At 33.6% G+C, this 23553-nt stretch carries 19 protein-coding genes, 2 tRNA genes and 1 pseudogene; 6 read left to right on the top strand and 16 right to left on the bottom strand.

Annotated features, from left to right (window positions below; all coding sequences use genetic code 11):
- Nucleotides 1-9: 9 nt before the first annotated feature.
- The 6 genes from mnmA to AD60_RS08505 form a co-directional block, all read right to left on the bottom strand.
- Nucleotides 10-1092, bottom strand: coding sequence for a tRNA 2-thiouridine(34) synthase MnmA (gene mnmA / locus AD60_RS08530; RefSeq protein WP_103877323.1), 1083 nt, complete (start codon nt 1090-1092; stop codon nt 10-12).
- Entirely contained in the window at nt 1082-1555 is a 474-nt protein-coding gene (locus AD60_RS08525) for an Rrf2 family transcriptional regulator (protein ID WP_103877322.1), read from the bottom strand. The genes mnmA and AD60_RS08525 overlap by 11 nt, the downstream gene beginning before the upstream one ends.
- Before the next feature lie 88 nt (nt 1556-1643).
- Nucleotides 1644-3437, bottom strand: a complete 1794-nt coding sequence (locus tag AD60_RS08520) for a LysM peptidoglycan-binding domain-containing protein (RefSeq protein WP_103877321.1) — start codon at nt 3435-3437, stop codon at nt 1644-1646.
- A complete protein-coding gene (locus tag AD60_RS08515; RefSeq protein WP_103877320.1) occupies nt 3434-4096 on the bottom strand; it encodes a DUF2225 domain-containing protein in 663 nt (220 codons plus the stop codon). The genes AD60_RS08520 and AD60_RS08515 overlap by 4 nt, the downstream gene beginning before the upstream one ends.
- Nucleotides 4093-5007: a signal recognition particle-docking protein FtsY gene (gene ftsY / locus AD60_RS08510; protein WP_103877319.1), complete on the bottom strand. Its 915-nt coding sequence runs from the start codon at nt 5005-5007 to the stop codon at nt 4093-4095. The genes AD60_RS08515 and ftsY overlap by 4 nt, the downstream gene beginning before the upstream one ends.
- 50 nt (nt 5008-5057) lie before the next feature.
- Nucleotides 5058-6338 carry an alpha-amylase family glycosyl hydrolase gene (locus AD60_RS08505; RefSeq protein ID WP_103877318.1) on the bottom strand — a complete coding sequence of 427 codons (1281 nt, stop codon included), beginning with the start codon at nt 6336-6338 and terminating at the stop codon, nt 5058-5060.
- Nucleotides 6339-6590: 252 nt separating this feature from the next.
- Between AD60_RS08505 and AD60_RS08500 the strand changes: the two genes are divergently transcribed.
- Genes AD60_RS08500 through AD60_RS08490 form a run of 3 tightly spaced genes read left to right on the top strand, consistent with a single transcriptional unit; the run spans nt 6591 to nt 9035 of the window.
- Entirely contained in the window at nt 6591-6965 is a 375-nt protein-coding gene (locus AD60_RS08500; protein WP_103877317.1) for a DUF2089 domain-containing protein, read from the top strand.
- Nucleotides 6966-6981: 16 nt separating this feature from the next.
- Nucleotides 6982-8091 (top strand): DUF4097 family beta strand repeat-containing protein, encoded by a 1110-nt coding sequence (locus AD60_RS08495; RefSeq protein WP_103877316.1) that lies wholly within the window; start codon nt 6982-6984, stop codon nt 8089-8091.
- A 2-nt stretch (nt 8092-8093) separates the two neighbouring features.
- Nucleotides 8094-9035: a hypothetical protein gene (locus AD60_RS08490; RefSeq protein ID WP_103877315.1), complete on the top strand. Its 942-nt coding sequence runs from the start codon at nt 8094-8096 to the stop codon at nt 9033-9035.
- On the opposite strand, the gene AD60_RS08485 is transcribed toward AD60_RS08490, so the two are convergent.
- Nucleotides 9036-9761 (bottom strand): WecB/TagA/CpsF family glycosyltransferase, encoded by a 726-nt coding sequence (locus tag AD60_RS08485; protein WP_233186872.1) that lies wholly within the window; start codon nt 9759-9761, stop codon nt 9036-9038.
- A gap of 205 nt (nt 9762-9966) precedes the next feature.
- On the opposite strand from AD60_RS08485, the gene AD60_RS08480 reads away from it, so the two are divergent.
- From AD60_RS08480 to AD60_RS08470, 3 genes are all read left to right on the top strand, one after another.
- A complete protein-coding gene (locus AD60_RS08480; RefSeq protein ID WP_103877313.1) occupies nt 9967-11298 on the top strand; it encodes a trigger factor in 1332 nt (443 codons plus the stop codon).
- Between the two features lie 46 nt (nt 11299-11344).
- Nucleotides 11345-11421, top strand: a tRNA-Asp gene (locus AD60_RS08475).
- Nucleotides 11422-11425: 4 nt separating this feature from the next.
- A tRNA-Cys gene (locus AD60_RS08470) sits at nt 11426-11502 on the top strand.
- 16 nt (nt 11503-11518) lie between these two features.
- On the opposite strand, the pseudogene proB reads toward AD60_RS08470, so the two are convergent.
- The 9 genes and pseudogenes from proB to carB form a co-directional block, all read right to left on the bottom strand.
- Nucleotides 11519-12619, bottom strand: a pseudogene (gene proB / locus AD60_RS10740) (glutamate 5-kinase); the annotation flags it as partial.
- Nucleotides 12620-12626: 7 nt separating this feature from the next.
- Nucleotides 12627-13622 (bottom strand): isocitrate/isopropylmalate dehydrogenase family protein, encoded by a 996-nt coding sequence (locus AD60_RS08460; protein ID WP_103877312.1) that lies wholly within the window; start codon nt 13620-13622, stop codon nt 12627-12629.
- Nucleotides 13623-13633: 11 nt separating this feature from the next.
- Nucleotides 13634-14137, bottom strand: a complete 504-nt coding sequence (locus AD60_RS08455; protein ID WP_103877311.1) for a 3-isopropylmalate dehydratase small subunit — start codon at nt 14135-14137, stop codon at nt 13634-13636.
- 30 nt (nt 14138-14167) lie between these two features.
- Nucleotides 14168-15427, bottom strand: a complete 1260-nt coding sequence (locus AD60_RS08450; protein WP_103877310.1) for a 3-isopropylmalate dehydratase large subunit — start codon at nt 15425-15427, stop codon at nt 14168-14170.
- Nucleotides 15402-16556, bottom strand: a complete 1155-nt coding sequence (nifV, locus tag AD60_RS08445) for a homocitrate synthase (RefSeq protein ID WP_103877309.1) — start codon at nt 16554-16556, stop codon at nt 15402-15404. The genes AD60_RS08450 and nifV overlap by 26 nt, the downstream gene beginning before the upstream one ends.
- A gap of 143 nt (nt 16557-16699) precedes the next feature.
- Nucleotides 16700-17737 (bottom strand): N-acetyl-gamma-glutamyl-phosphate reductase, encoded by a 1038-nt coding sequence (gene argC, locus AD60_RS08440; RefSeq protein ID WP_103877308.1) that lies wholly within the window; start codon nt 17735-17737, stop codon nt 16700-16702.
- Nucleotides 17734-19059, bottom strand: coding sequence for an argininosuccinate lyase (gene argH / locus AD60_RS08435; protein ID WP_103877307.1), 1326 nt, complete (start codon nt 19057-19059; stop codon nt 17734-17736). Before argH ends, argC begins: the two co-directional genes overlap by 4 nt.
- The gene (locus AD60_RS08430; RefSeq protein WP_103877306.1) at nt 19056-20306 is read right to left on the bottom strand and encodes an argininosuccinate synthase; all 1251 of its coding nucleotides are present in this window, start codon (nt 20304-20306) and stop codon (nt 19056-19058) included. The genes argH and AD60_RS08430 overlap by 4 nt, the downstream gene beginning before the upstream one ends.
- Nucleotides 20307-20313: 7 nt before the next feature.
- The gene (gene carB, locus AD60_RS08425) at nt 20314-23535 is read right to left on the bottom strand and encodes a carbamoyl-phosphate synthase (glutamine-hydrolyzing) large subunit (RefSeq protein ID WP_103877305.1); all 3222 of its coding nucleotides are present in this window, start codon (nt 23533-23535) and stop codon (nt 20314-20316) included.
- Nucleotides 23536-23553: the final 18 nt, after the last annotated feature.

Raw genomic sequence — 23553 nt, 5'->3', positions numbered from 1 at the left:
AAATATTAATTAATTGATTACGCCAGAAGCTAAAACAACTCCACTTTCGTCATAAATTGTTGCAAATTGACCAGGTGTAACAGCAAATATAGGTTCTTTAAAACTCACTTTTAAAGTATTATCAGAAATCTTATTAACAACTGCCGGCTTTTCTTCACTTTTCTTTCGAACTCTACAAAAGCCTTCTACTTGATCGAAATCCACAAAAAAGTTAACGTCTTGTACAATAAGCTCATTAGAATACATTTTTTCAGTAGGAGCAACGATGAGAATATTATTTTGGGGGATTATTTTATAAACATGTAATTTCACATCTGCATTTTTATAGTAGCTTATCCCGGAACGTTGCCCAATAGTGTAATTCATGTATCCTGTGTGTGTGCCTATTTCGTTTCCTTCTAGATCGTAAACTTTTCCTTCTTTTGGGTTAACCCCATGTTGTTTTAGAAATCTTCTATAATCGTTATCAGGAATAAAACACAACTCTTGACTGTCAGGCTTATTTGCCACACTTAATCCTATTTTTTTTGCTATATCTCTTATTTGAACTTTATACATATTCCCTAAGGGAAAGTACAAATAAGGAAGAGTATTTTTGTCTATATAAGATAGAAAATATGACTGATCTTTGTATTGATCAACACCTTTTTTAATAATATAAGTAGAATATTTTTTAGAATACTCTTTTATTAAATAGTGACCACTGGAAACCAAATCTGCGCCGTAGGTATTAGCAATCTCTAAAGCCTTTCCAAACTTAAAAAATCTGTTGCATAACATGCAAGGATTGGGTGTTTCACCTTCTTTGTAGGTATTGATAAAATAATTGATTATTTTGTCTTTAAATTCCTTTTTTATATCAACAATCTGAAAATCGTCAAGATCTAACTTATTTGCAATTTTTAACGCATCTTGTGTATCTGAAGGACTACAACAAACCTTCTTTTTTTCAGGGATCAATGAAAAAATAACATCGCTTACCGTTTTGAAATGAAGTCCTATAACTTGATAATTTTGTTCTTTTAAAAGATAGGCAGCGACAGAGCTATCTACCCCACCACTCATAAGCATTAATACCTTTTTATTGGACATTTATTTTTTTTAATCTACCTCCTTCATTTTCTGACCTCTTGATCTTTGCTATTTTTCTTCCGTAATCAATTATATCTTGCAAGGTCATTTTACTTAATTCCAACAAGATAAAATTATTAACCCTTTTCCAAACAAATTCAACAGCACACTCTATTTCCATGGAACATTCTCCAACAATACAATCAAAGGATTGAAGTGGTTTATCTAAAACTTGAATAATTTCACTCAAACGTAAATCTTCTGGATTTTTAGCTAAAGCATATCCACCAAATTTACCTCTAATAGATTTAACTATTCCTGCATCACGTAATTCAATAAATATTTTTTCAAGAAAATCTTTTGGTATGTTTTGCCTTTCAGATAATTCTCTGATAGACACTTTTTCTCTTCTTTCATCTTTGGCTAATACAGCTAATTCAAACAAAGCCTTTAAAGCATAACTACTTTTGACTGTAAGTGACATGTATTATTCCTCCTTTTAAAATAAACGTTTCATTTACTAATAAACGCTAAATAAAAAAGTATCAAGTATACTTTTTATAGGTTCAATCTTATACGTTGGATTTTCTACCGACCACGTAAACGGTTAGATTCTGTAAACTATTATTAGCTAATCTAACATCGTTTACGTAAATATCAATCTTATTCCCCAAAACTTTGGCACCCGTATCTTGAACCTCAAAATACCCTTTATTTGGAAGATCCGACAATTCAGGTATATAAACTATCGTTCCTAAAGGCAAAACATTCGGATCTGCTGCTATTGTTTTGTATGGAGTTGGTTTTTCTCCAGACCTTGTTAACCTAAAAGTTGGAGAATAGACAAGTTTGTCATCCCATTCTGTGTAGTAGGTTGCCTGAAAATCTCCAATCATATTATAAAAAAGTTTCAAAGGATCTCTTGGTTCTCCGTTCTTCCACAATTCAACCATTACAATACTACTTGCTTGAGTTATTCCTAATGATGTATTCGAATCCACCCATCTGCCTTCATCAACATATGGAGTTTTTAAATTCCCTATTACACTAACAATAGAATTTCCGTGGTCTATTTTTATATACCAATTGGCATTTGGTAATTTTCCAGTCTCTATCACTCTGCCAGGCAAAACCGGATAAACTTGCTCTGTTTGAACCAAAACTCCTATCCCGCTAGAAACTCCACCTGCGCTTCTTTCTCCAAACCTCACAACAATATTTTCATAATTTGAAAGTGATGTTTTAGGGAAGGGCCACCTGATATACTTTTCAATATTATTCACGGGTATGATTAATTCTTGCCCTACTTTAATATTCGTGGATTGCAAATTGTTGGCTTGCAGAATAATCTGAACGCCTTTATTTCCTAAGTTAAACGCATTTGAAATGCTTATAAGGGTATCCCCAGGCTTAACTAGATACCTTACTTCGTTTGAATTTTCAAACAAATAACTAGCTTCTGCCTCTCCTACCGATCTATAAAGTTGACCGATCTTAATTTCAATATTTTGTATTTGACCAAGATATTTCTCAGTTAATGAATTTGGTGGTTGAGTAATAACCTTTTGAAGGTCATATTTTACAATTTCTACTTCTTTGCTTAAAGAAGAAATCTGGTTTTCTAAAGTTTTAACGTTCAAAATATCTGCGGTCTGATTTTTATAATAAAATTTAGAAACGGTCTCTTCAGTTTTGTAATCCACTATGTTTTCCACATATTTTTCTAAATTCAGTTTGTCTACCTCTTGTTGTACAAGCTCTTTTATATTTCCGTTTTCCAAAAAGTAAAATTCGGAATTTTTAAAACTTTTTTCCAAATTATTAACCTTTTCCATTAGTGAGTTCACAGTATCCAGGAGAATTTTTTGATCATTCTTGGGAATATTGTTCACAACATTTTGTAATTCTGCAATCTGAACTTCCAATTGCAACAATTTTTTATCTAAATCAGTATTTGTAAAATTATCAACCTTTTTTTGAGAAACATTGTTAATTTGGCTCTCTAAACTTTGAACCCTTTGATCTAAATCTAGCAGTTTATCAATAGATTCAGTACTCCGCCCTTCATACAAATAATTTTCCAATGTTACAACCCTACTATCAATATAGGTGTATTGATCCTTTAGACTTTTTGCCATATCATAAGCATAACTGTTGTTCTTTGAAATTTGATAAATTTCGTCAGATAAACTATTAAGTTTTTCTTCCATTTGAGTTAAACGCTCATCCAACGCATCCAAATGATTTTGAATTAACTCCAAATCTTTGTTTGGCAAAGTCGGTTCTTGAGAAGTCGGTTGAAATACTGTACACCCAGATAGAAAAAATACTAGACCAACCAAAAAAAACCAAATAAATTTTCTCATTTTAATTCACCCCTTAGAAATTTTGCAGCCTTTAAGTATGGATTTGTAGGATTATTATAATTTTTCAACAAATAATCAAACAAATTCGCAGCTTCCTTCTTATTATTCAGTCTATAGTTTATATACCCCAGATAAAACAAAGAAAATATATAATCCTCTTCTGAAAATGTTTGATAGTTCTTTTCAATAATTTTTCCACAATAGTAAAGTATTCCTAACTCTTTTTCTTCTTCATTTTGTTCACGGTAGTACCAAGCAAATTTTATCAAAATTTTTATTACTTCACTGAGTAGTCCCAAAATTGCGTAAATATTAGCAGCAAGCATAAGTTGAACTTGATAAAATTCATGAGTTTTTGAAGAAAAATTATCTACTTCTGGAAGGGATAGTTTATTTATCTTATTCAAAAAAAGCTTAACTTTTTCTGTGTTTTGAGAAGTTAAGTATTCGTATATATAATCTTTATCTTTTTCCAGAAAAGTAAAATAGCAATTGGGACAAGTAATCAAAGAATAGAGAGATACATTAATATCTCTATATTCAGGTTTCAAATCCAAATCATAAGAACTTATTTTTATAGACGTTGAAGCTACTTTATCAAAAGAAAACTCTTTTTGACATACTGGGCACACTGCAAAATCTCTAATAAAATCTTTCATTCTACTTCATCAACACCTAGTAATGCATCACAGTAGGACAATGGATCAAAAATTTGTAAATCGTCTTCTTTCTCTCCAAATCCTACCAACTTTATTGGAATATTGAGTTCATGGTTTATAGCAAAAGCTATTCCCCCTTTGGCTGTTCCATCCAATTTAGTTACAACTATCCCCGTTATATCTATAGCCTCTTTGAAAGCCTTTGCTTGAGAAATCCCATTTTGACCAGTAGTTCCGTCAAGAACTAACAGTGTTTCATGAGGAGCACCGGGGACTTCCCTTTCAACTACACGCCTTATTTTTTTTAATTCATCCATTAAATTGCTTTTTGTATGTAAACGTCCTGCGGTGTCTATTAACACTACATCTTTGCCTTTTGATTTTGCGTGCGTTATTGCATCGTACACAACTGCGGCGGCATCTGAACCTTTTTGATGAGCTATCACTGTGGTATTTAACCTATTACCCCATTCTTTGAGTTGCTCAATTGCAGCTGCCCTAAATGTATCTGCAGCAGCTAAAACAACTTCTTTCCCTTGGTTAGAATACATCTTAGATAACTTCGCAGTAGTTGTAGTTTTACCACTACCGTTGACTCCGACAACGAGTATTACATAGGGTTTTTGTTGAAAATCATTAACCACTTCGTCTTTATGTAAATTTTCCACTAAAATATCTCTCAATAATAAAAGCGGATCATTGTAGGAATTATCAGTTTTATATTTACTTTTTAACTCTTCCAATACTTTATTGGAAACTTCAACACCCATATCAGACATTATTAAAATTTCTTCCAATTCTTCTAATACATCATTGTCAAGAACCTTACCTGAAAAAATAGTTTTGATATTTTTAAATACGGTATTTCTCGCTTTACTCAAACCATTTTTGAACTTTTCAAAAATTCCCATTCAAATACCTCCGTTACATCAAACTAGGTTAATTTGCATCATTCAATGTTTCACCTTGTTTTAATAATAATTGGTAATTTGCTGATTACAAAGTAGGACTGTATAGAAACAATTTCGTTAGTTATTAAATCCGTTCCATACAAAGTAAAATCTACTGGTACTTTTCCATATCTATCTTCCAAATTCAATATGGTAATGTATTCATCCTGATCCCCACTCCATTTTATCATTATTATACCCTTAGATAACTCCCGAATAGAAAATCGTTCGCAGGTTGATTTGATCTCTTTGGCCAAGTTAACAATCTTTTTGAAAAAGCTTAAAAATTCATAGTCCCCTTTGTTCCATTTGATCGAATCCTTTTCGAAAAGGTTAGGTAGATTCTCCATCATTAATTCTTGACCAGCATATACTAAAGAAGCTCCTGGCAAAAAATTATATAAAACAGTCCAATTTTTGATCTTATCTTTTCCCTTTAAAACAGAAGCAATTCTAGGATTATCATGATTTTCTAAAAAACGCATTTTAATAGAATTTTTTGGAAATATTGTTTCCTGCAAAAAAACATGATCGAAATAACAATTTAAATCTTTCTCCCCAGAAAAATAACTTCTTAAATAGTAAAAGCCATCGTAATCATATGTAAGGTCAAAGGCTTGGTATACCTCTGAATCTGAATGAACATTGTATTGTTTGCTTCTAAGATCGCGAATAAATTTTGGGTCAAGTGTTTCAGCCACCCAAATAAGTTCCTTTCTTTGATTCAATTGTTCTCTAGCTTTTTTCCAAAACTCTAAAGGTACAAGCGGGGCAACATCACATCTAAAAGCATCTACACCAAGATCAACCCAGCTATCCAAAACTTTTATTAGATAATCCCATAAATCCTTATTTTGATAATCCAAATCGTAAACATCAATCCAGTCCTCAACTTTTCTTGTTAATTTTCCGTTTTCATCTTTCATGAACCATTCAGGATGTGTTTCAACTAACTTCGAATCCATAGAGGTATGATTGAATACGATATCGATCATTATTTTTATTCCATTGTCATGTGCCTTGTCTATCAATCTTTTAAAGTCCTGCCTATTCCCATATTCTTTGGATATTTCTTCGTAATCTTTTATAGAATATGGACTTCCATGGGTACCTTTTCTACCAACCTTTCCAATAGGATAAAAAGGCATAAACCACAGTATGTCCGCTCCCAAAGCCTTAATACGTTCAATATCGTTGTATATATCATTAAAAGTTCCAGCATTCCCATAATTTCTAACAAAAACTTCATAAATTACAGAACTTTTTAACCAACTAGGTGAGTCTATTGCCAAGGTTGGACCTCCTCAAAGTGTAATTTTTCCTCAATTCCAATGAATATTATATCATCGATTATACCAAATACCTAGCCCTTTTTTAAAATTTATATTTGAAAACTATAAATTTAATTTTTTTATTTGGAAAATAAAGATTTTTGTATTTATAGTTGACAATTTTAAAGTTTTATGTTATAATTTTTTCAAAATAACCAGACAGTCTTTAAAAATATCATAACAACATAAAAAATACTAATAGGAGGTCCTAATATGCCTAAATACCGCTTATCCAAGTGCCCTGTTTGCGGGGGTAAGTTAAATATCGTAAAATATCGCTGTGAAGAGTGTGGAACTGAAATATCTGGTAACTTCGAATTAGAAGAATTTGCTCAATTAACAAACCAACAATTAAATTTTTTGAAGATTTTTATCAAGGTTAGAGGAAATTTATCGGAATTACAAAAAGAGCTTGGTATCTCTTATCCTACTGCAAAAGCAAGATTAGAAGAAGTTGCCACAGCAATGGGGTACGAGTCTGAAAACATTGAAAGTAGAGAAAAAACCCTTGAAATTCTTGAAAAAATTGAAAAAGGAGAAATTACCCCTGAAGAAGCTAAAGAATTATTAAAAAAGTACAAAAAATAAAAAGGAGTGATTTTGAATGCAAAGGATTGATTTGAATGATGTAAAAGTGATTAAAATAAAGGCGCGAAACTTTCACGGAAGAATAAAAATTTGCCACGGTGAAACAACATATCTCGAATACCGAGATCAAGAAATCAACGTAGAAACTAGCTGGGGATTAGATAGTACAAGCATATCAATCGACATAGATTATGAAAAAGGTGACTTCTTATCAAAATTCTTTTCTTTCTCTAAAATGTTCCATGAAGTACCGATTAATTTGTCCATAGGAGATCAAGTTAACGATATAACGTTAGACTTATCCTCAGCTGATATAGAAACAGACTTGGATTCTACCAACTTATACAATTTTACGATCAAAACTCGATCAGGAGATGCATATATTAGAGGATCTAATCAAACTAAAACTTTGAAATCTTTACGGGTGGATACCGGGTCTGGGGATGTGAGTATCGACTTAAATAACAGTGAGTTGGAAGAATTGATTTTAAAAGGAGCTTCGGGAGATTTTGAAATTCACAATGTGAATATACTGAATGGTGATTTTAGTATGGCTAGTGGCGATGTTTTAGTTGAAAACTCTAAAATAGAAAATCTTAAGTTAATTATGGCTTCCGGTGATGTCTCAATAAAAAATTGTATCGTGAAAGCAGCAAACTTTAAATCAGCGAGCGGTGATATCTCTGTAGATTCTCTAGATAAGAATTTTTATTGTACGGTAAACACCGCTTCTGGAGATATAGATCTAATAGTTCAAGGAAAAGAAAAAATTTATTTAGAAGCTCCAATACACAGGTTTTCATCATCGATTAAATCAAACGTTGATTTAGTTCAACGTAGTGATTCTTCTACTCTTCCCAAAAAAAGAGTTTTAAAAATTAATGTAATGAGTGGAGATATTCGTATTAGAGGAGTAGCACCTCATGGGGAAGTCATAGAAGAAATGGGAAAAGAAAAAAGTGAGGATTTTTCAAAAGGTGATGAATTCCTAACCATTGAAGAAAAAAAGATTTTGTCTTTATTAAAAGAGAAAAAAATTTCTCGATCTTTTGCCATAGAACTTTTAAAAGAGTTGGGATACTCTGAAGAACTAGCAGATAAATTTTTGAAAGATAGGGGGGAATAATAATGGAAGGAAGAATAATATTAATCGCGTTAGGTATTTTAATCTTTTTATCAGTTATTTTCAACGAATTCTTAGTAAGTTTCAACTTGATAGAATTCTTTTTTACAGTTATTTTTCTAGGATCCGGACTAACTTTTTTCAGAAAAAGAAATGTAGGAACTTTAGGAAGTCTAATATTTGGAATAATACTGTTGCTTGACACATTTCAGTTGTTCCCCACCTCACTAAATTTTTGGGAACTGGTTCTATTGATGATCGCATCGTATATTATTGCTGTTGGATTTAAAGGACTATTCCATATAAGAAAGCCTCACTTAAAGATTAACAAATCAATAATATCAGAAAATCTTCCACCTAAATTTACAGGAAATATACTTGACTTGTCAACAGACGTAGACTGGAGCTCTCTAAATATTGACTCTTCTAAGATAGATACACCTGTAAAAGTCAAAGCTGTGATTGATAACGATATATATTCTTTTAGGCAAGAACATGACACTTCTAAAGTTGATATTTTCAACAAGCTGAAAATATCCAATGTAAAAGTACCCGAACGAGCAAAAATAACTGTATATTTAAACGAGAATATTTATTACAATTATCGTGCAGAATTGAATGTTAGTACCGCTTTTTTTGATTTAAGACAGATTAAAACACGAGAAGTAAGAATCAAATCAACTGCATCTAAAATTACTTTGATCCCTTCTCAAAAAGATAATACCTCAGTTGACGTGGACTCTGAAGTTTCATCGATAAATATAAAATTGCCTCAAGATGTAGCTTTAGTATTGAACCATATCGGAGATTTGAACTTCAAAAATTTCGGACGAATGTACCAAAGAGAAGATGGAACTTATGTTTCTGATAATTTCTCAGAAGCATCTTACACCTGTTATCTGAATATTTCTTCAGAGATTTCACATCTAAATGTGGAATTTATATAATTAATCTTTATTTCTATATAAATTCACATAAAATTTAAATAGATCAGGTAATTTTTTGAATCGATGGGGCTCTTCAAACATTCTGTACAACCATTCTAATCCAAGTTTTTGAAAGAAAAGAGGAGCCCTTTTTGTTACTCCAGCGAAAACATCAAAGCTGCCACCAACTCCCATCATAAGCTTTGCTTGTAACGCTTCATAGTTTCTGAAAATAAAAGATTCCTGTTTTGGAATTCCCATTCCTACAAAAAGGAGATCTGCTTTGCTATCATTAATTTTTTGAACTACTTCTCTTTCAGCATTTATATCAAAATACCCATCATGAAATCCAACAATATTTACACGGAACATTTTCTCAATTGCTTGCGCTGCTAGTTTAACCACGTCTTCTTCTGATCCAAGTAGAAATATTTTATAATTACTCATTTGAGAAACTTCTAACAAATACTTCATTGTATCTATACCAGGGCATCTTTCCGTCTCAATACCTTTCTTTTTGAGTAATTTAACAATCCCCACTCCATCAGGAATGGAAAAAGACGCTTTGCTAATGACTTTAGAATAATCGTTACCCTTCAAATATTCCATATACATCAACGCATTTAAAGTAACTATCCAAAGTTTCTCTTTTTCGATTTGGTCTTCAATATAGGAATAAATATCCTCTTGGCTTCCATAAATCATTGGGATATCTTTTAAAAGGAACTGTCCAACCAATACTTTCACCTCTAACTACTATTTCGAGTCGAAATATTGTATCACAAATAAATTAGAATTTCCATAAAAATATTATACAAATAAAAGGCTGAGATAAGAAAAATGTTTACACTATAAAAACAAAAATTGACGTTTAATTAACCAAATTCCTTATCTTTCATTGTATAATACTTTGAACTTCGATGAAAACTTCTCAAAATTAGGAGGAAGGATCATGGAAAAAACTTTACTTAGCCAAGACAAAAATGTTAAGAAATACCTTTTCAAATTTTCCAAAGAAGAAATTGAAAAAATAGAAGATCAACTCGTTCGAGAAATTAATCAGCATTACACCTTTGAAGGATTTAGAAAGGGTAAAGTTCCTAAACAGGTTATTAAGTTGCGCTTAGGTCCCGATTTCAATAATATGTTGTTAGAAGAAGCCGAACATGAGCTGGATCACAAAATCAGAGAAGAAGAAAAGTTGCTCTTCCCAATTATTATTGAATCAAGAGCTCAAGATGTGGAACACACAGAATTTGAAGTCTTGCTTCACACCTATCCTGAAATTATAAAAACAGAATTTGAAAATATGACGGTTAAAGTCCCTGAATCTAAAGAAGTGGTTGAGGACTTTGTACAAAGAAGATTGAATGATTTACTTGAGAGCAATGCAATATTAGATCCAAAAGAAGAACCAATACAATATGGAGATTATGTAAGAATAAATTATGATTTAGTAGATGAAAACGATGAAATTATCAAATCTGATGAAGAAGAGGAAATAATAGTAAGAGAAGACGATGAAAGAGAACTCGTTAAAAAAATCATCGGGAAAAAAACCGGTGACGAATTTGAATTAGAAAAAGAAGATCAAGGTAAAAAAGTTATTCAAAAAGTCCGAATCACGCAAGCTTATACTAGAAGATTGCCCGAATTAAACGATAATTTTGCAAAAGAGCTGAATATTGAAGTAGAAACATTGAATGAGCTGAAAGAGATGTTGAAAAAAGAAGGAGAACAAGCTATTAAAAATTGGCAGGATGAATTTGTTATTAACTATATCTTATCGGAGTTACCAAATTATGTTGATATTGATATTTCTGAAGAGAGTTTAAATTATTATATTGATTCGACTATAAACGATCTTAAAAACAAGGATAAATACGAAGAAAACTTGAAAAAATTCGATAATGATGAAACCAAATTGAGAGAGGAAATCAAAAAGAGTGCTTTGAATTGGATAAAAGAGATGGTCGTCATCGAAAAACTATCATTAGAAAACGATATAAAAGTGGGGAACGAAGAATTGTCACAAGAGATCAAGAACTTCTCAACTATGTACGGTTTACCTTTCTCGCGCGCTCAGGAGATAATAAGTTCAAATGCTGAACTATCAAATGAAATCCTGTGGAACAAATTAAGAGAAAAAGTGGCCCAATTCATCAAAGAGAAAGTACAAATAGTTGAAATATCAAAAGAAGAGTTCGAAGGCAAAAATGTTACCCTAACCGAAGAACAAAAAGAAGCAAAAGTTAATACTGATAATGAAGAAAGTGAAGAATAAACTAGACAAAATTGGAATTATATGATAAAATACATTTGAAGTTGAAGGGGACGTGGTGAAGTTGGTTATCATGCCGGTCTGTCACACCGGTGGCCGCGGGTTCGAGTCCCGTCGTCCCCGCCAATTTGGCAACGTAGCCAAGGGGTCAAAGGCGGCGGTCTGCAAAACCGCTATTCGAGGGTTCAAATCCCTCCGTTGCCTCCATTGTAACTAAGTTATCCCTGTGTATCACCTCTTCAGGACCAACGTTTTCTTTGAATGAGAGTATCTCATGAGACTTTTTGCCGATTATTTCTTTCAATTCCTCAGAAGAATAGTTTACCAAGCCCTTTCCAATATTTTCTCCTTTTTTATTGGATACTACCACTAGATCTCCGATGGAAAAATTGCCTGATAAACTTATTATTCCTACAGCTAACAAACTTTTACCTTTTAAAAGTGCCTCGTGTGCACCATTATCAACAATCAACTCACCTTTTGGCTTCAAGCTGAACTGAATCCATCTTTTCCTTTTGCTCATCTTTTTACCTTTAGGTAAAAAAGTTGTACCAATGTTGAACTGCCTATGTTCAATATTATCAACAGCTTTTGTGATAATACCATCTTCATAAGAAGGGAGAATTGTTAAAGGTATTCCTGAGGCAATGGAAATCTGAGCTGCTTTTAATTTTGAACTCATTCCTCCAGTACCAAGTTTACCACTCTTTCCGTTGGCAAGAATTTCAAGCTCTGGGGTAACCTCTTCAACAATATTTATCAATGATTTCGGGTTAGTCAAATCTTTCAACAATCCGGGAATATCTGAGAGAATGATCGATAAGTCTGCTTCCAACAAACTTGCAACTTGAGCAGATAAAACATCATTATCACCGAATTTAATTTCATCTGTCGTTACTGTATCGTTTTCATTTACAATAGGTATTACATCATTTTCTAAAAGTGCAGTCATAGTATTGTATGCATTTAAATAACGATGACGATTAGAAAAATCTTCAGCAGTTAAAAGTATTTGAGCTACTTTAATTTTTTTAACTGCAAAAAGTTCACGATATTTGGAGATCAACACACCTTGACCAACAGCTGCGCAAGCCTGCTTTTCAGAAAGAGAATAAGGTTTGTAACGGTAACCTAATTCACTTTTACCTGCGGCTATAGCTCCCGATGAAACGATGATAATATCTTTTCTCCTTTTGATCTTTAATACAGCTACTTGCTCGACGATTTTATTCATCCTACCAACATTTATTCCGTTCTCATCAGCTATAGAGCTACTACCAACCTTTATGACTATCTTATTGAATGTATTTTTCAAAAAAATCACCAACTATTCAATCCAAAAATGAAATAATTTTATTTTTTATCGACTCTATGTTACCTTTTCCCCCTAAATCCGGTGTTAAACTATCTATATCTTTAATCGTTGCAGAAATAGCATTTTGGAGTTTTTCTGCTAATTCATTCAATTTCAAATAATTTAGCAACATAATGGAGGAGTTTAATATAGCGATGGGATTTGCTATACCCTTATTGGCTATATCTGGGGCACTTCCATGGACCGCTTCAAAGATCGCAGCATCCTCGCCAATATTAGCAGCTGGAGCAAGGCCCAATCCTCCTATCAAACCTGCTGCTAAATCGGAAAGGATGTCTCCATACAAATTGGGAGCAACAATTACATCATATTTTTCGGGATTCAAAACCAACTGCATAGACATATTGTCAATGATCTTTTCTTCGTACTCTATTTCAGAATATTCTTTTGCTACTTTTCTAGTAGCTTCCAAAAATAAGCCATCTGTAATCTTTAGAATGTTTGCCTTATGAACAGCTGTAACTTTCTTTCTTTTGTTTTCTTTTGCATATTTAAATGCAAAATATGCGATTTTTTCACTTGCATTTTTTGTTATGACTCTAACAGTACAAGCTGTATCGTCAATCTTGTACTCGATCCCTTTATACAGACCTTCGGTATTTTCTCTCACCACAACCAAATCGACGTTATCGTATTTAGTAATCAGGCCTTCTAAACTTTTAATTGGTCTTAAATTTGCATATAGATTTAACTTTTCTCTGAGGGTAACGTTCACACTTCTAAATCCTTTACCTATAGGAGTAGTTATAGGACCTTTCAAGGCTATTTTATTCTTCTTGATCGAATCTATCACATAATCAGGTAGAGGAGTTCCATATTTCTCAATTACCTTCTCTCCTGCCTCTACTAAATCCCAGCTAATTGGAGCGTTCATATGTTCAAAAATCTCGACAACTACAGAGATTATTTCTGGACCTATTCCATCTCCGGGAATCAAAGTAACTGTATACATATAATCACCTACTAGTCTATTAATTCTAAAGTACCGTATTTTTTGTAATAATTAACCAAACCCCCACTTTGTAAAATCTTTAACATCACTTTGGGAAGGGATTTAATCTTCAAAACCTCATCTTTTGTATGATTCTTGACTATACCTTTTTCCAGATCAACTGTCAATAAATCACCCTCATCTATATTATCAGTTGGGACCTCAACCAAAGGTAAACCAATATTTATAGAATTTCTGTAAAATATACGGGCAAAAGAAGTCGCTATCACCGCACTGATACCAGCATGTTTTATAACTAAAGGAGCTTGTTCTCTAGAAGAACCACAACCAAAATTTTCACCTGCAACTATGAAATCACCCTTTTTGATTTCATTATAAAAATTTGGCCTCAGATCCTCCATCAAATGAACGGACAATTCGTCCATATCGATGGTACTAAATTTGTATTTTCCAGAGATAATGTAGTCGGTGTTTACATCGTCTCCAAATTTATGAGAATAACCTTTTATTTCCATTATTTATCCTCCCGTTCAAAAAATTAATTATCACAAATATTTACGCGGATCTGCTATTTTACCCTCAATACAAGAAGCTGCCACTGTAGCAGGTGATCCCAAATAAATGAAAGCTTTGTTGTTTCCCATTCTTCCTTTGAAATTTCTATTTGCTGTAGAAATTACATTCTCTCCATCAGAAGGTACTCCGTTGTGTGTGCCAACACAAGGTCCACAGCCTGGGGCAACCACTGTCGCTCCTGCTTGAACTAAAGTTTGAATTATTCCCTCATTCATAGCTTTTAATAAGGTGTCTTTAGACGAGGGAGCCACAATGAGTCTAACACCATTATGGATTTTTTTGCCTTTTAATATGCTCGCAGCAATCCTTAGATCTTCAATTCTTCCGTTAGTACACGTACCTAACAAACCTTGATGTATAGGAACACCTTCAACTTCACTAATTGGACTAACATTATCAACGGCATGAGGTTCAGCAATTTGAGGTTCTAAATCACTGACATCAAATTTATATATTTTTTCATACTTTGCACCTTCATCTGGTTCGTAACTTTTAAATGGTTTATCAGTTCTTTCTTTTACCCAATTTTCAGCTTTTTCGTCAAGTTTCATCAAACCAACTTTGGCTCCCATTTCCACAGACATATTAGAAATAGTAAATCTTGCCTCAACTGATAAATTATCGATAACTGGACCCTCGAATTCCACAGCCTTGTAGGTCGCTCCGTTAGCGGTTAGATTCTTTACGATATACAACGCGACATCTTTAGAATAAACACCTGTTGACAGTGAACCTTCTAAAACAATTTTTACACTTTGTGGTACCTTAAACCATAACTTACCACTTGCCATAGCTATAGCCAAATCTGTGGAACCAACACCAGTAGAGAAACAATTTATAGCTCCATAAGTACAGGTATGAGAATCAGCGCCTATTACAATTTGTCCAGGTAAAGCATGACCTTTTTCGGGAATTAATTGATGGCATATACCCTCGCCGATATCGTAAAACTTCGTACCATAGTTGTTACTAAAATCTCTCATCAATTTATGTAAAGCAGAGACTTTTTCACTTGGGCTAGGTGCGTTGTGGTCTATTATGAAGGCTACTTTTTCAGGATTCGCAACTTTTTTTGCTCCAACATTTTCAAAAGTTTTAATAGCCAATGGAGTGGTACCGTCTTGCCCCATCATAAAGTCAACATCAACTATCACTATTTCCCCAGCTTCAACATCTCTTCCCAAATGATCACTGAATATCTTTTCAGATATTGTTTTGTAAGTTGACATCCTTTATCTTTTCCTCCCTCATCTCGTTGTATAGATAGATTAACTCTTTATCGAATAGGCTTCTTTTGAGTTGAACAGATAGGGATCTTACCCTTTTTAAAATCTCTTCTGCTTCTTCTGGAGTTAGATCTATTTCGTATTCTCTGAACTTTGCAACAATAGCGTTCCTCCCCGAATGTTTTCCAATAAGTATCTGTCTTTGTAATCCTACCTCCTCTGGAGTGAAAGATTCGTAAGTTTTTGAGTCTTTAAGGACACCGTCTGTATGAATGCCAGACTCGTGAGCAAAAACATTATGGCCTACAATTGTTTTTGATAAGGGAAGAACCCTTCCTGAAGCCTTAGAAACATATTCACATACTTCTTTTAGTAAGTGAGTTTTTATTCCCAAATCATTTTTGTAAATGTATTTAAGAGCCATCACCACTTCTTCTAAAGCAGCATTCCCTGCCCTTTCTCCTAACCCATTTACCGTAACACCAGCATACTTAGCACCCGCTCTTATACCTGCCAATGTATTTGCAGTAGCTAAGCCAAAATCGTTGTGAGTATGCATCTCAATATTTATACCAACTTCGTCTATTATTCTTCTGATATGTTCGTAGATCGAAAATGGTTCCATCATACCAACGGTGTCGCAGTATCTTAACCTGTCTGCTCCTGCCTCTTTAGCCTCTTTGGCAAACTTTATAAGAAAATCCATATTACTTCTTGAAGCGTCTTCAGCGTTTACAGAGACGTATAAATTGTGTTTTTTGGCAAATTTTGTAGCATCAACCATGCTTTTTAATACCCAATCCCTATCTTTTTTTAATTTGTGTTTGATATGAATATCTGAAGTGGAAATAGAAATAGCAACCGCATCAACTCCACAAGCTATAGATTCTTCAATATCCTTAATAACTGCTCTATTCCAGCCCATAATTGAAACCCCTAAGTCTAATTTGCAGATCTTCTTTATGGCTTCCTTTTCATCTCCACCCATCGTGGGAATCCCTGCTTCGATCTGATAGACACCTAAATCTGCTAACATCTTTGCTATTTGGACCTTTTCTTCATTGGCAAATACTACCCCGGCAGTTTGTTCACCATCTCTTAAAGTTGTATCAACTATATATACGTTACTCACGTTTTTTGTACGTTCTTCTTTCCATTAGATTTAGAAGAACCGTACCCTCCCTCCTTTCAGTTTTCAATGTCTCGTAACTCGAAACTTTCTATAGCGTCTTTAAATTTTTTAAATTATACATTAAATTTAAAGATATATCAAGTTCATGGAAAAATTCTTATTACATCAAGCCCCTTATTTTCAGGCAGCCCAAACATTAAATTCATATTTTGTACCGCCTGACCGCTGGCTCCTTTCATTAAGTTATCTATGGCAGAGATAATTATTAAAGTGTTTGTACGCTCATCAATTTCAAAACCTATTTGACAAAAATTCGATCCAGCTACACTTTTAGTAGAGGGATACTTTCCGGGTTTAAGAATTTTTATAAAATAATCATTTTTATAAAATTCTTGATAAAGATCATACACATCCTCCAATGTTATATCTGATTCCAAATTACAATAAATAGTACTTAAAATTCCTCTTGTCATCGGAACAAGATGTGGGGTAAAAACAACTTTCACATCTTGCTCCATTATTTTTGATAGTTCTTGCTCTATTTCTGGAATATGCCTATGTTTGGCAACTTTGTACGGTTTTGTATTTTCGTTACATTCTGAATATAAGTTACTAAATTTAGGTTCATGTCCAGCTCCTGATACCCCTGACTTACTATCAATAATAATGTTTTTATCAACCACAACTCTATTTTTTAAAACTGGGGCCAATGCTAAAATCACACTAGTTGGATAACAACCAGGATTTCCAACAATTTGTGAGTTTTTTACCTTTTCTCTATATAACTCAGTTAATCCGTAGACTTTATGGTATTTATCGTATTCTATTTCAACGTTTGAACCATACCATTTTTTGAAGAAATTAAAGTCATCAAAACGAAAGGCAGGCCCCAGATCTATCAATTTCTTGCCCGCATCAATCACCATTTTGCCTACTTCAAAGGTTAATTCGTGAGGTAAAGTTGAAAATATTACATCACAAATAGCAACAGCTTTTTTAAAATCATCCCCCTCTAATATCTTGTCACAAAATCCTGATAATCCTGGATAAACTTCTGAAATTAATTGGGATTCAAAGTGTTTTGAAGACAAATAAGTTATCTTTGCGTTAGCGTGTTTCGATAATATTCTAATTAATTCTATGCCGGTGTATCCCGTTGCTCCAAGTATACCTACCTTCATATTTCTGCCTCCCATCGTGCTGCCCCAATTGTTTTACGGCTTTTTAGAATATTCTTTACATCTAAAACTTCATAGACATCTTCATCTATAAACTGACAAAAGTTTCTAAATTCTGCTATATTCAGCTCTTCTAAAGGGACATTTTTTGTTATAGCATATACAACTAATTTTCCAACTATATCATGAGCTGTTCTAAAAGGGATTCCTTTTTTGACCAGATAATCTGCTAGATCCGTTGCATTTAAATAGCCAAATTTTACCGCCTCTTCCATCTTTTTCTCATTCACACGCATGGTTTCCAACATACCTATAAATACCTTTAAACAGCTTTTCAATGTATCAACAGTATCAAACATAGGTTCTTTATCTTCTTGCATATCTTTGTTATATGCTAGGGGCAAACCTTTCATAGTTGTTAAAAGGCTAAACAAATTTCCATATACTCTACCCGTTTTACCCCTTATTAATTCAGAAGAATCCGGATTTTTCTTTTGTGGCATTATACTACTTCCCGTAGAATATTTATCACTCAATTCCACAAAATTAAACTCTTGTGTAGACCAAATTACGATTTCCTCCGAAAATCTACTTAAATGCATCATTATTAGAGAAGCTATGGACAAAAATTCAATGATGAAATCCCTGTCGCTTACTCCATCCATACTATTTAGCGAAACTTCTTTAAATCCTAACAGCGATGCCACATACATTCTATCTATATCGTATGATGTTCCTGCTAAAGCGCCTGAACCTAAAATTAATACATTCACTCTTTTCAGAGAATCTTCCAAGCGATTTATATCTCTTCTAAACATCTCTACGTATGATAATAAATGATGGGAAAATGTGATAGGTTGAGCTCTTTGCAAATGTGTGTAACCGGGCATAACTTTGTTTTTGTATTTTTTGGAAAGTTCTAATAAAACAGAATTCAATTGTTCTAGTAAATCTATAATTTTTAATATTTCATCTCGTAAGTACAATCTTTCATCTGTTGCTATTTGGTCGTTCCTACTTCTTGCTGTGTGAATTTTTTTACCAACGTCTCCTATCTTTTCAACTAACATTTGCTCTACCAATGTGTGCACATCTTCTACCATTGGAATCTCTTCAAACTTTTCTTCTTTTATTTCTCTTAACGCCCTTTCGATTTGTTCAAACTCTTCGTCAGTAATTATTTTTGCCTTTTTCAACCCTTTCGCATGGGCTAAAGAAGCTTCTATATCGTAGGGCAATAATCTGATATCGACATTTATCGATGAATTAAAAATTTCCATATCTTCTGCAATTTTTTCTTTAAACCGACCACCCCACAATTTCATTGTTCTCCTCCTACAGTCGTTTTGTTATATTTTTGATTTTCAACAAAATGCTTCATCTGATAAGCTCTCATCTTCAAAGGTAGACCAAACAAATTTATAAAACCTTCTGCATCCTTTTGGTCATAAATCTTATCTTCTCCAAATGTAGCTAACTCTTCGTTGTATAAGGAATATGGTGAACTTAATCCTGCAATTATAATGTTCCCTTTGTAAAGTTTCAATTTCACAACACCGGTAACAACCTTCTGCGTTTCATCAACAAAAGCATCTAAACTTTCTTTCAACTGAGAGAACCACAATCCATTATAAACAAGATCCGCGTACTTTTGAGCTACTATATCTTTGAATCTTAACGTTTCCTTGTCAAGTACCAAGCTTTCTAGTTCCTTGTGTGCCGTATAGAGTAATGTCCCTCCTGGAGTTTCATATACCCCTCTTGATTTCATTCCAACTAATCGATTTTCTACAATATCTGCAATCCCTACACCATATATCGATGCGATTTCATTGGCTTTCTTGATTAATTCTACTGGAGAAAGTTCCTCTCCATTTATCTTTACCGGAATTCCTTTTTCAAATTCTATGCTTACATATTCAGCAACATCGGGTGCTTTTTCAGGTGGAGTAACCATATCGAATAACTCAGGTTTTGGTTCGTTCCAAGGATTCTCTAAATTTCCTCCTTCATGGCTTATATGCCATATATTTTTATCTACACTGTATATTTTTTCTTTGGTTATAGATATTGGAATTCCCTTTTTTAGGGCGTAGGTGATTTCTTCCTCCCTAGACTTAATTTCCCATATTCTCCAAGGAGCAATAATTTTAATAGAAGGATCTAATGCTTTGATAGATACCTCAAATCTTACTTGATCGTTACCTTTACCCGTGCAACCATGGGCAATAACATTTGCACCTTCTTGGTGAGCAATCTCAACCAATTTTTTTGCCATTAGAGGTCTTGCAAAGGATGTTCCTAACAAGTATTTACCTTCATATATTGCTCCAGCTTTTAAGGTTGGATAAATATAATCGGTTACAAATTCTTCCACAACATCTTCTACATAAACCTTACTTGCACCACTCGAAATAGCTTTTTTCTTGATAGCATGAGTTTCTTCTCCTTGACCAACATCAATACATACTGCAATAATTTCACAATCATACTTTTCTTTTAACCATGGTATGATTACAGATGTATCTAACCCTCCTGAATATGCTAACACTACCTTTTCCCCGGTTTTCATAAATGACTCACCTCTTTTTTGATATTTGCAGATTATGATAACAATCTACATATTCGTTCAAGGACTGTACATTATTTTTCGTCATTCTGCTATTCTTTGTTGCTTCAATTGATTTGTGAGCTGTTTCCAATGCTGTAAATAACGGAATGCTATTTTCTAAGCACGTTCTTCTCAGCTTGAATCCAAAGTTGGATACGTTCTTCCCTTTTGAAGGTAAATTAATAACCATTGAAAAATATCGTTTTTTTACTAACTCTAATGATTTTTCATGATCTATCTCTTTTATTTTAATATCCATTAATTTGAAAGCTTCAGCTGTCCCACTAGTTCCCCACAATTCGTATCCACAGCTTTGAAGATATTTGACAAAACTTTTACTCCAACTCACAACTTTTTCGGGAAATGATAACAGTACCTTACCTGTAGAAGGAACATCCAAATGAGCGCTTTTAAAAGCCTTATACAACGCATTATGATAGTCGAAATCGATGCCAAGCGTTTCCCCTGTGGATTTCATTTCAGCACCTAATGCTACTTCAACACCTGGTAATTTCTCTAAGGAAAATATTGGTGCTTTAACCACCGTATATGGAACTTTTGGATAAAAAGGTTCATAATAGCCAAGTTCTTTCAAGTTATTACCTAATGCAATTTCAACCGCGAGTTTTATCATAGGGATTCCTGTTACTTTACTGATTATTGGGACAGTCCTAGAGGCCCTTGGATTAACTTCAATAACGTAAACTTTTCCCTCTTTAACAATAAATTGAATGTTTATTAAACCTTTAACGTTCACCGCTTTTGATATTTTTTCAACGCATCTCACAATTTCTTTCTCTTCTAATTCAGACAAGCTTTTGGCAGGAAATAAAGCAAAACTATCACCTGAATGAATTCCAGCTTTTTCAATATGTTCTATTATTCCAGGAATTAATACGTCTTCTGCATCAGAGACAGCATCAACTTCAACTTCTATCCCTTCTATGTATTCATCTATTAGCACTGGTCTAAGTGGTGATAAATCTAAAGCATGTGATAAATACTCAAATAATTCATCTACGGAATTAACCTTTTCTATAGATTGTCCCCCTATTACATATGAAGGTCTAACTAAAAGAGGAAACCCTATACGTTTAGCAATTTCTCGAGCTTCATCAAATGAAGTAGCGTACCCTCCACGAGGTTGGTTGATCCCTAACTTTTTCAACAGTATCGAAAATCTTTTTCTATCTTCACACAGATCAATACCCTCATATGATGTCCCCAAGATTCTGATCCCTTGTCTTTCGAGTTCTTCGCTTAGGTTCAAAGCAGTTTGCCCTCCAAACATGATCATTGTTCCCATTGGTTCTTCTTTTTCTATGATATTCAAAACATCTTCTTGAGTAAGAGGTTCGAAGTACAATCTATCACCTGTATCAAAATCTGTACTGACGGTTTCAGGATTATTGTTTATGATGATTGATTTGATACCTTTTTCTTTTAATGCCAATAGAGCTTTAACTGTACAATAATCAAACTCCACCCCTTGTCCAATTCTTATCGGTCCTCCACCTATAACTATGACTTTTTTTATGATGTTGTGTACCTCTATTTCGTCCTCTTCACCATAAGTTGAGTAGAGATATTGTGTTACTGAATCAAACTCCGCTGCACACGTATCAACCATCTTGTATGATGGGATAATGCCGTAGGATTTTCTCAATTCTCTCACTTCATTTTCTTGTATACCTTTTAATTCAGATATTTCTTGATCTGAAAAGCCAAGAACCTTTGCTTTAAGTAAAAGGTCATAATTTAATTGGGAGGTACTAATAATATTTTCGAAATCGACGATGTTCTTTATTTTTTCTAAAAACCAGTTATCTATATTAGTTAATTTATGAATATCTAAAACCTCATAACCTCTTCTAAGTGCTTCAGCAATATGAAATAATCTTTTTTCGTTTGGGATGCGTAAATGTTCTACTAATTCTTCATTACTCTCTTTTTGCACCTCTTTAATTCTCAAGCCTTTAATTTTCATATCAAGGGAGCGAACTGCCTTTAATAAAGAACTTTCAAAGGTACGTCCAAGTGCCATCGTTTCCCCGGTGGATTTCATTTGCGTACCTATTTTTTTATCAACTTGATAAAACTTATCAAAAGGCCATCGTGGAATCTTTGTTACAACATAATCTAAAGATGGTTCAAAAAAGGCAGTTGTTTTTCCGGTAACTGGATTTTTTATCTCATCCAAAGAAAATCCTAACGCAATTTTTGTAGCAATTTTAGCGATAGGATACCCCGTTGCTTTGGATGCCAAAGCACTGGATCTACTCAAACGAGGATTCACTTCAATAACTCGATATTCTTTGTTAGAAGGATTAAGAGCAAACTGAATATTGCAGGCACCTTCAATCTTTAAAGCTTTTACTATCTTAAGGGATGAATCCCTTAACATTTGATGTTCTTGATCTGTCAACGTTTGAGAAGGGGCAACAACTATACTATCCCCAGTGTGAATTCCAACAGGGTCAAAATTTTCCATATTACATACGGTGATGCAATTATCAAAAGAATCTCTAACCAACTCATATTCGATCTCTTTCCAACCCAATAACGATCTTTCTATTAAAACCTCTCTCATCATGCTCTTTTTCAGTCCATTCTCCACAAATTCTATTAACTCTTGTTCGGTGTAAGCAAAGCCACCGCCTGTTCCTCCTAAAGTGTATGCTGGCCTGATTATCAAGGGATACCCAACTTTGTTAGCAAAATTTAGGGCTTCGGATACTGTTGACACAGTGAGGCTTTCAGCGATAGGTTCTTCAATTTCTTGCATTTTTCTTTTAAATAATTCTCTACTTTCTGCTATTTTTATGGATTCAACTGACGTTCCCAATTCTTGAATATCGTACTTATCGATAATTCCACTATCTTTAAGTCTGATAATTAGATTTAAGCCTGTTTGGCCTCCCAGTGTTCCTAAAATCCCATCGGGTTTTTCTTTCTCTATAATGGAAATTAAAGTATCCATTTCGAGGTTTTCCATATAAACTACATCTGCTATTTCTGTATCAGTCATAATAGTTGCAGGATTGTTGTTTACCAATATTACTTTACATCCTTCTTCTTTTAAAGATTTACAAGCTTGGGTTCCTGAATAATCGAATTCTGCAGCTTGACCTATTATTATTGGTCCAGAACCTATAACTAAAACACTTCTTATTTCGCGTTTTTTTGGCATTGTTGACCTCCCCGGAAG

Source organism: Petrotoga sp. SL27 (assembly GCF_002924605.1).
In the GTDB taxonomy this organism is placed as follows: domain Bacteria; phylum Thermotogota; class Thermotogae; order Petrotogales; family Petrotogaceae; genus Petrotoga; species Petrotoga sibirica.
Note: the sequence above shows the minus strand (reverse complement) of the source record. Positions and strands in the feature narration are given on the sequence as shown.

What these genes read in the sequence shown, in the direction of transcription:
- ftsY (WP_103877319.1), bottom strand. Translation starts at nt 5,007, where the DNA reads ATGGGAATTTTTGAAAAGTTCAAAAATGGTTTGAGTAAAGCGAGAAAT.
- carB (WP_103877305.1), bottom strand. Translation starts at nt 23,535, where the DNA reads ATGCCAAAAAAACGCGAAATAAGAAGTGTTTTAGTTATAGGTTCTGGA.
- AD60_RS08520 (WP_103877321.1), bottom strand. Translation starts at nt 3,437, where the DNA reads ATGAGAAAATTTATTTGGTTTTTTTTGGTTGGTCTAGTATTTTTTCTA.
- AD60_RS08460 (WP_103877312.1), bottom strand. Translation starts at nt 13,622, where the DNA reads ATGTATACAGTTACTTTGATTCCCGGAGATGGAATAGGTCCAGAAATA.
- AD60_RS08450 (WP_103877310.1), bottom strand. Translation starts at nt 15,427, where the DNA reads ATGTCAACTTACAAAACAATATCTGAAAAGATATTCAGTGATCATTTG.
- AD60_RS08515 (WP_103877320.1), bottom strand. Translation starts at nt 4,096, where the DNA reads ATGAAAGATTTTATTAGAGATTTTGCAGTGTGCCCAGTATGTCAAAAA.
- AD60_RS08480 (WP_103877313.1), top strand. Translation starts at nt 9,967, where the DNA reads ATGGAAAAAACTTTACTTAGCCAAGACAAAAATGTTAAGAAATACCTT.
- AD60_RS08500 (WP_103877317.1), top strand. Translation starts at nt 6,591, where the DNA reads ATGCCTAAATACCGCTTATCCAAGTGCCCTGTTTGCGGGGGTAAGTTA.
- AD60_RS08490 (WP_103877315.1), top strand. Translation starts at nt 8,094, where the DNA reads ATGGAAGGAAGAATAATATTAATCGCGTTAGGTATTTTAATCTTTTTA.
- AD60_RS08525 (WP_103877322.1), bottom strand. Translation starts at nt 1,555, where the DNA reads ATGTCACTTACAGTCAAAAGTAGTTATGCTTTAAAGGCTTTGTTTGAA.
- AD60_RS08430 (WP_103877306.1), bottom strand. Translation starts at nt 20,306, where the DNA reads ATGAAAACCGGGGAAAAGGTAGTGTTAGCATATTCAGGAGGGTTAGAT.
- argC (WP_103877308.1), bottom strand. Translation starts at nt 17,737, where the DNA reads ATGAAGGTAGGTATACTTGGAGCAACGGGATACACCGGCATAGAATTA.
- AD60_RS08455 (WP_103877311.1), bottom strand. Translation starts at nt 14,137, where the DNA reads ATGGAAATAAAAGGTTATTCTCATAAATTTGGAGACGATGTAAACACC.
- argH (WP_103877307.1), bottom strand. Translation starts at nt 19,059, where the DNA reads ATGAAATTGTGGGGTGGTCGGTTTAAAGAAAAAATTGCAGAAGATATG.
- AD60_RS08495 (WP_103877316.1), top strand. Translation starts at nt 6,982, where the DNA reads ATGCAAAGGATTGATTTGAATGATGTAAAAGTGATTAAAATAAAGGCG.
- mnmA (WP_103877323.1), bottom strand. Translation starts at nt 1,092, where the DNA reads ATGTCCAATAAAAAGGTATTAATGCTTATGAGTGGTGGGGTAGATAGC.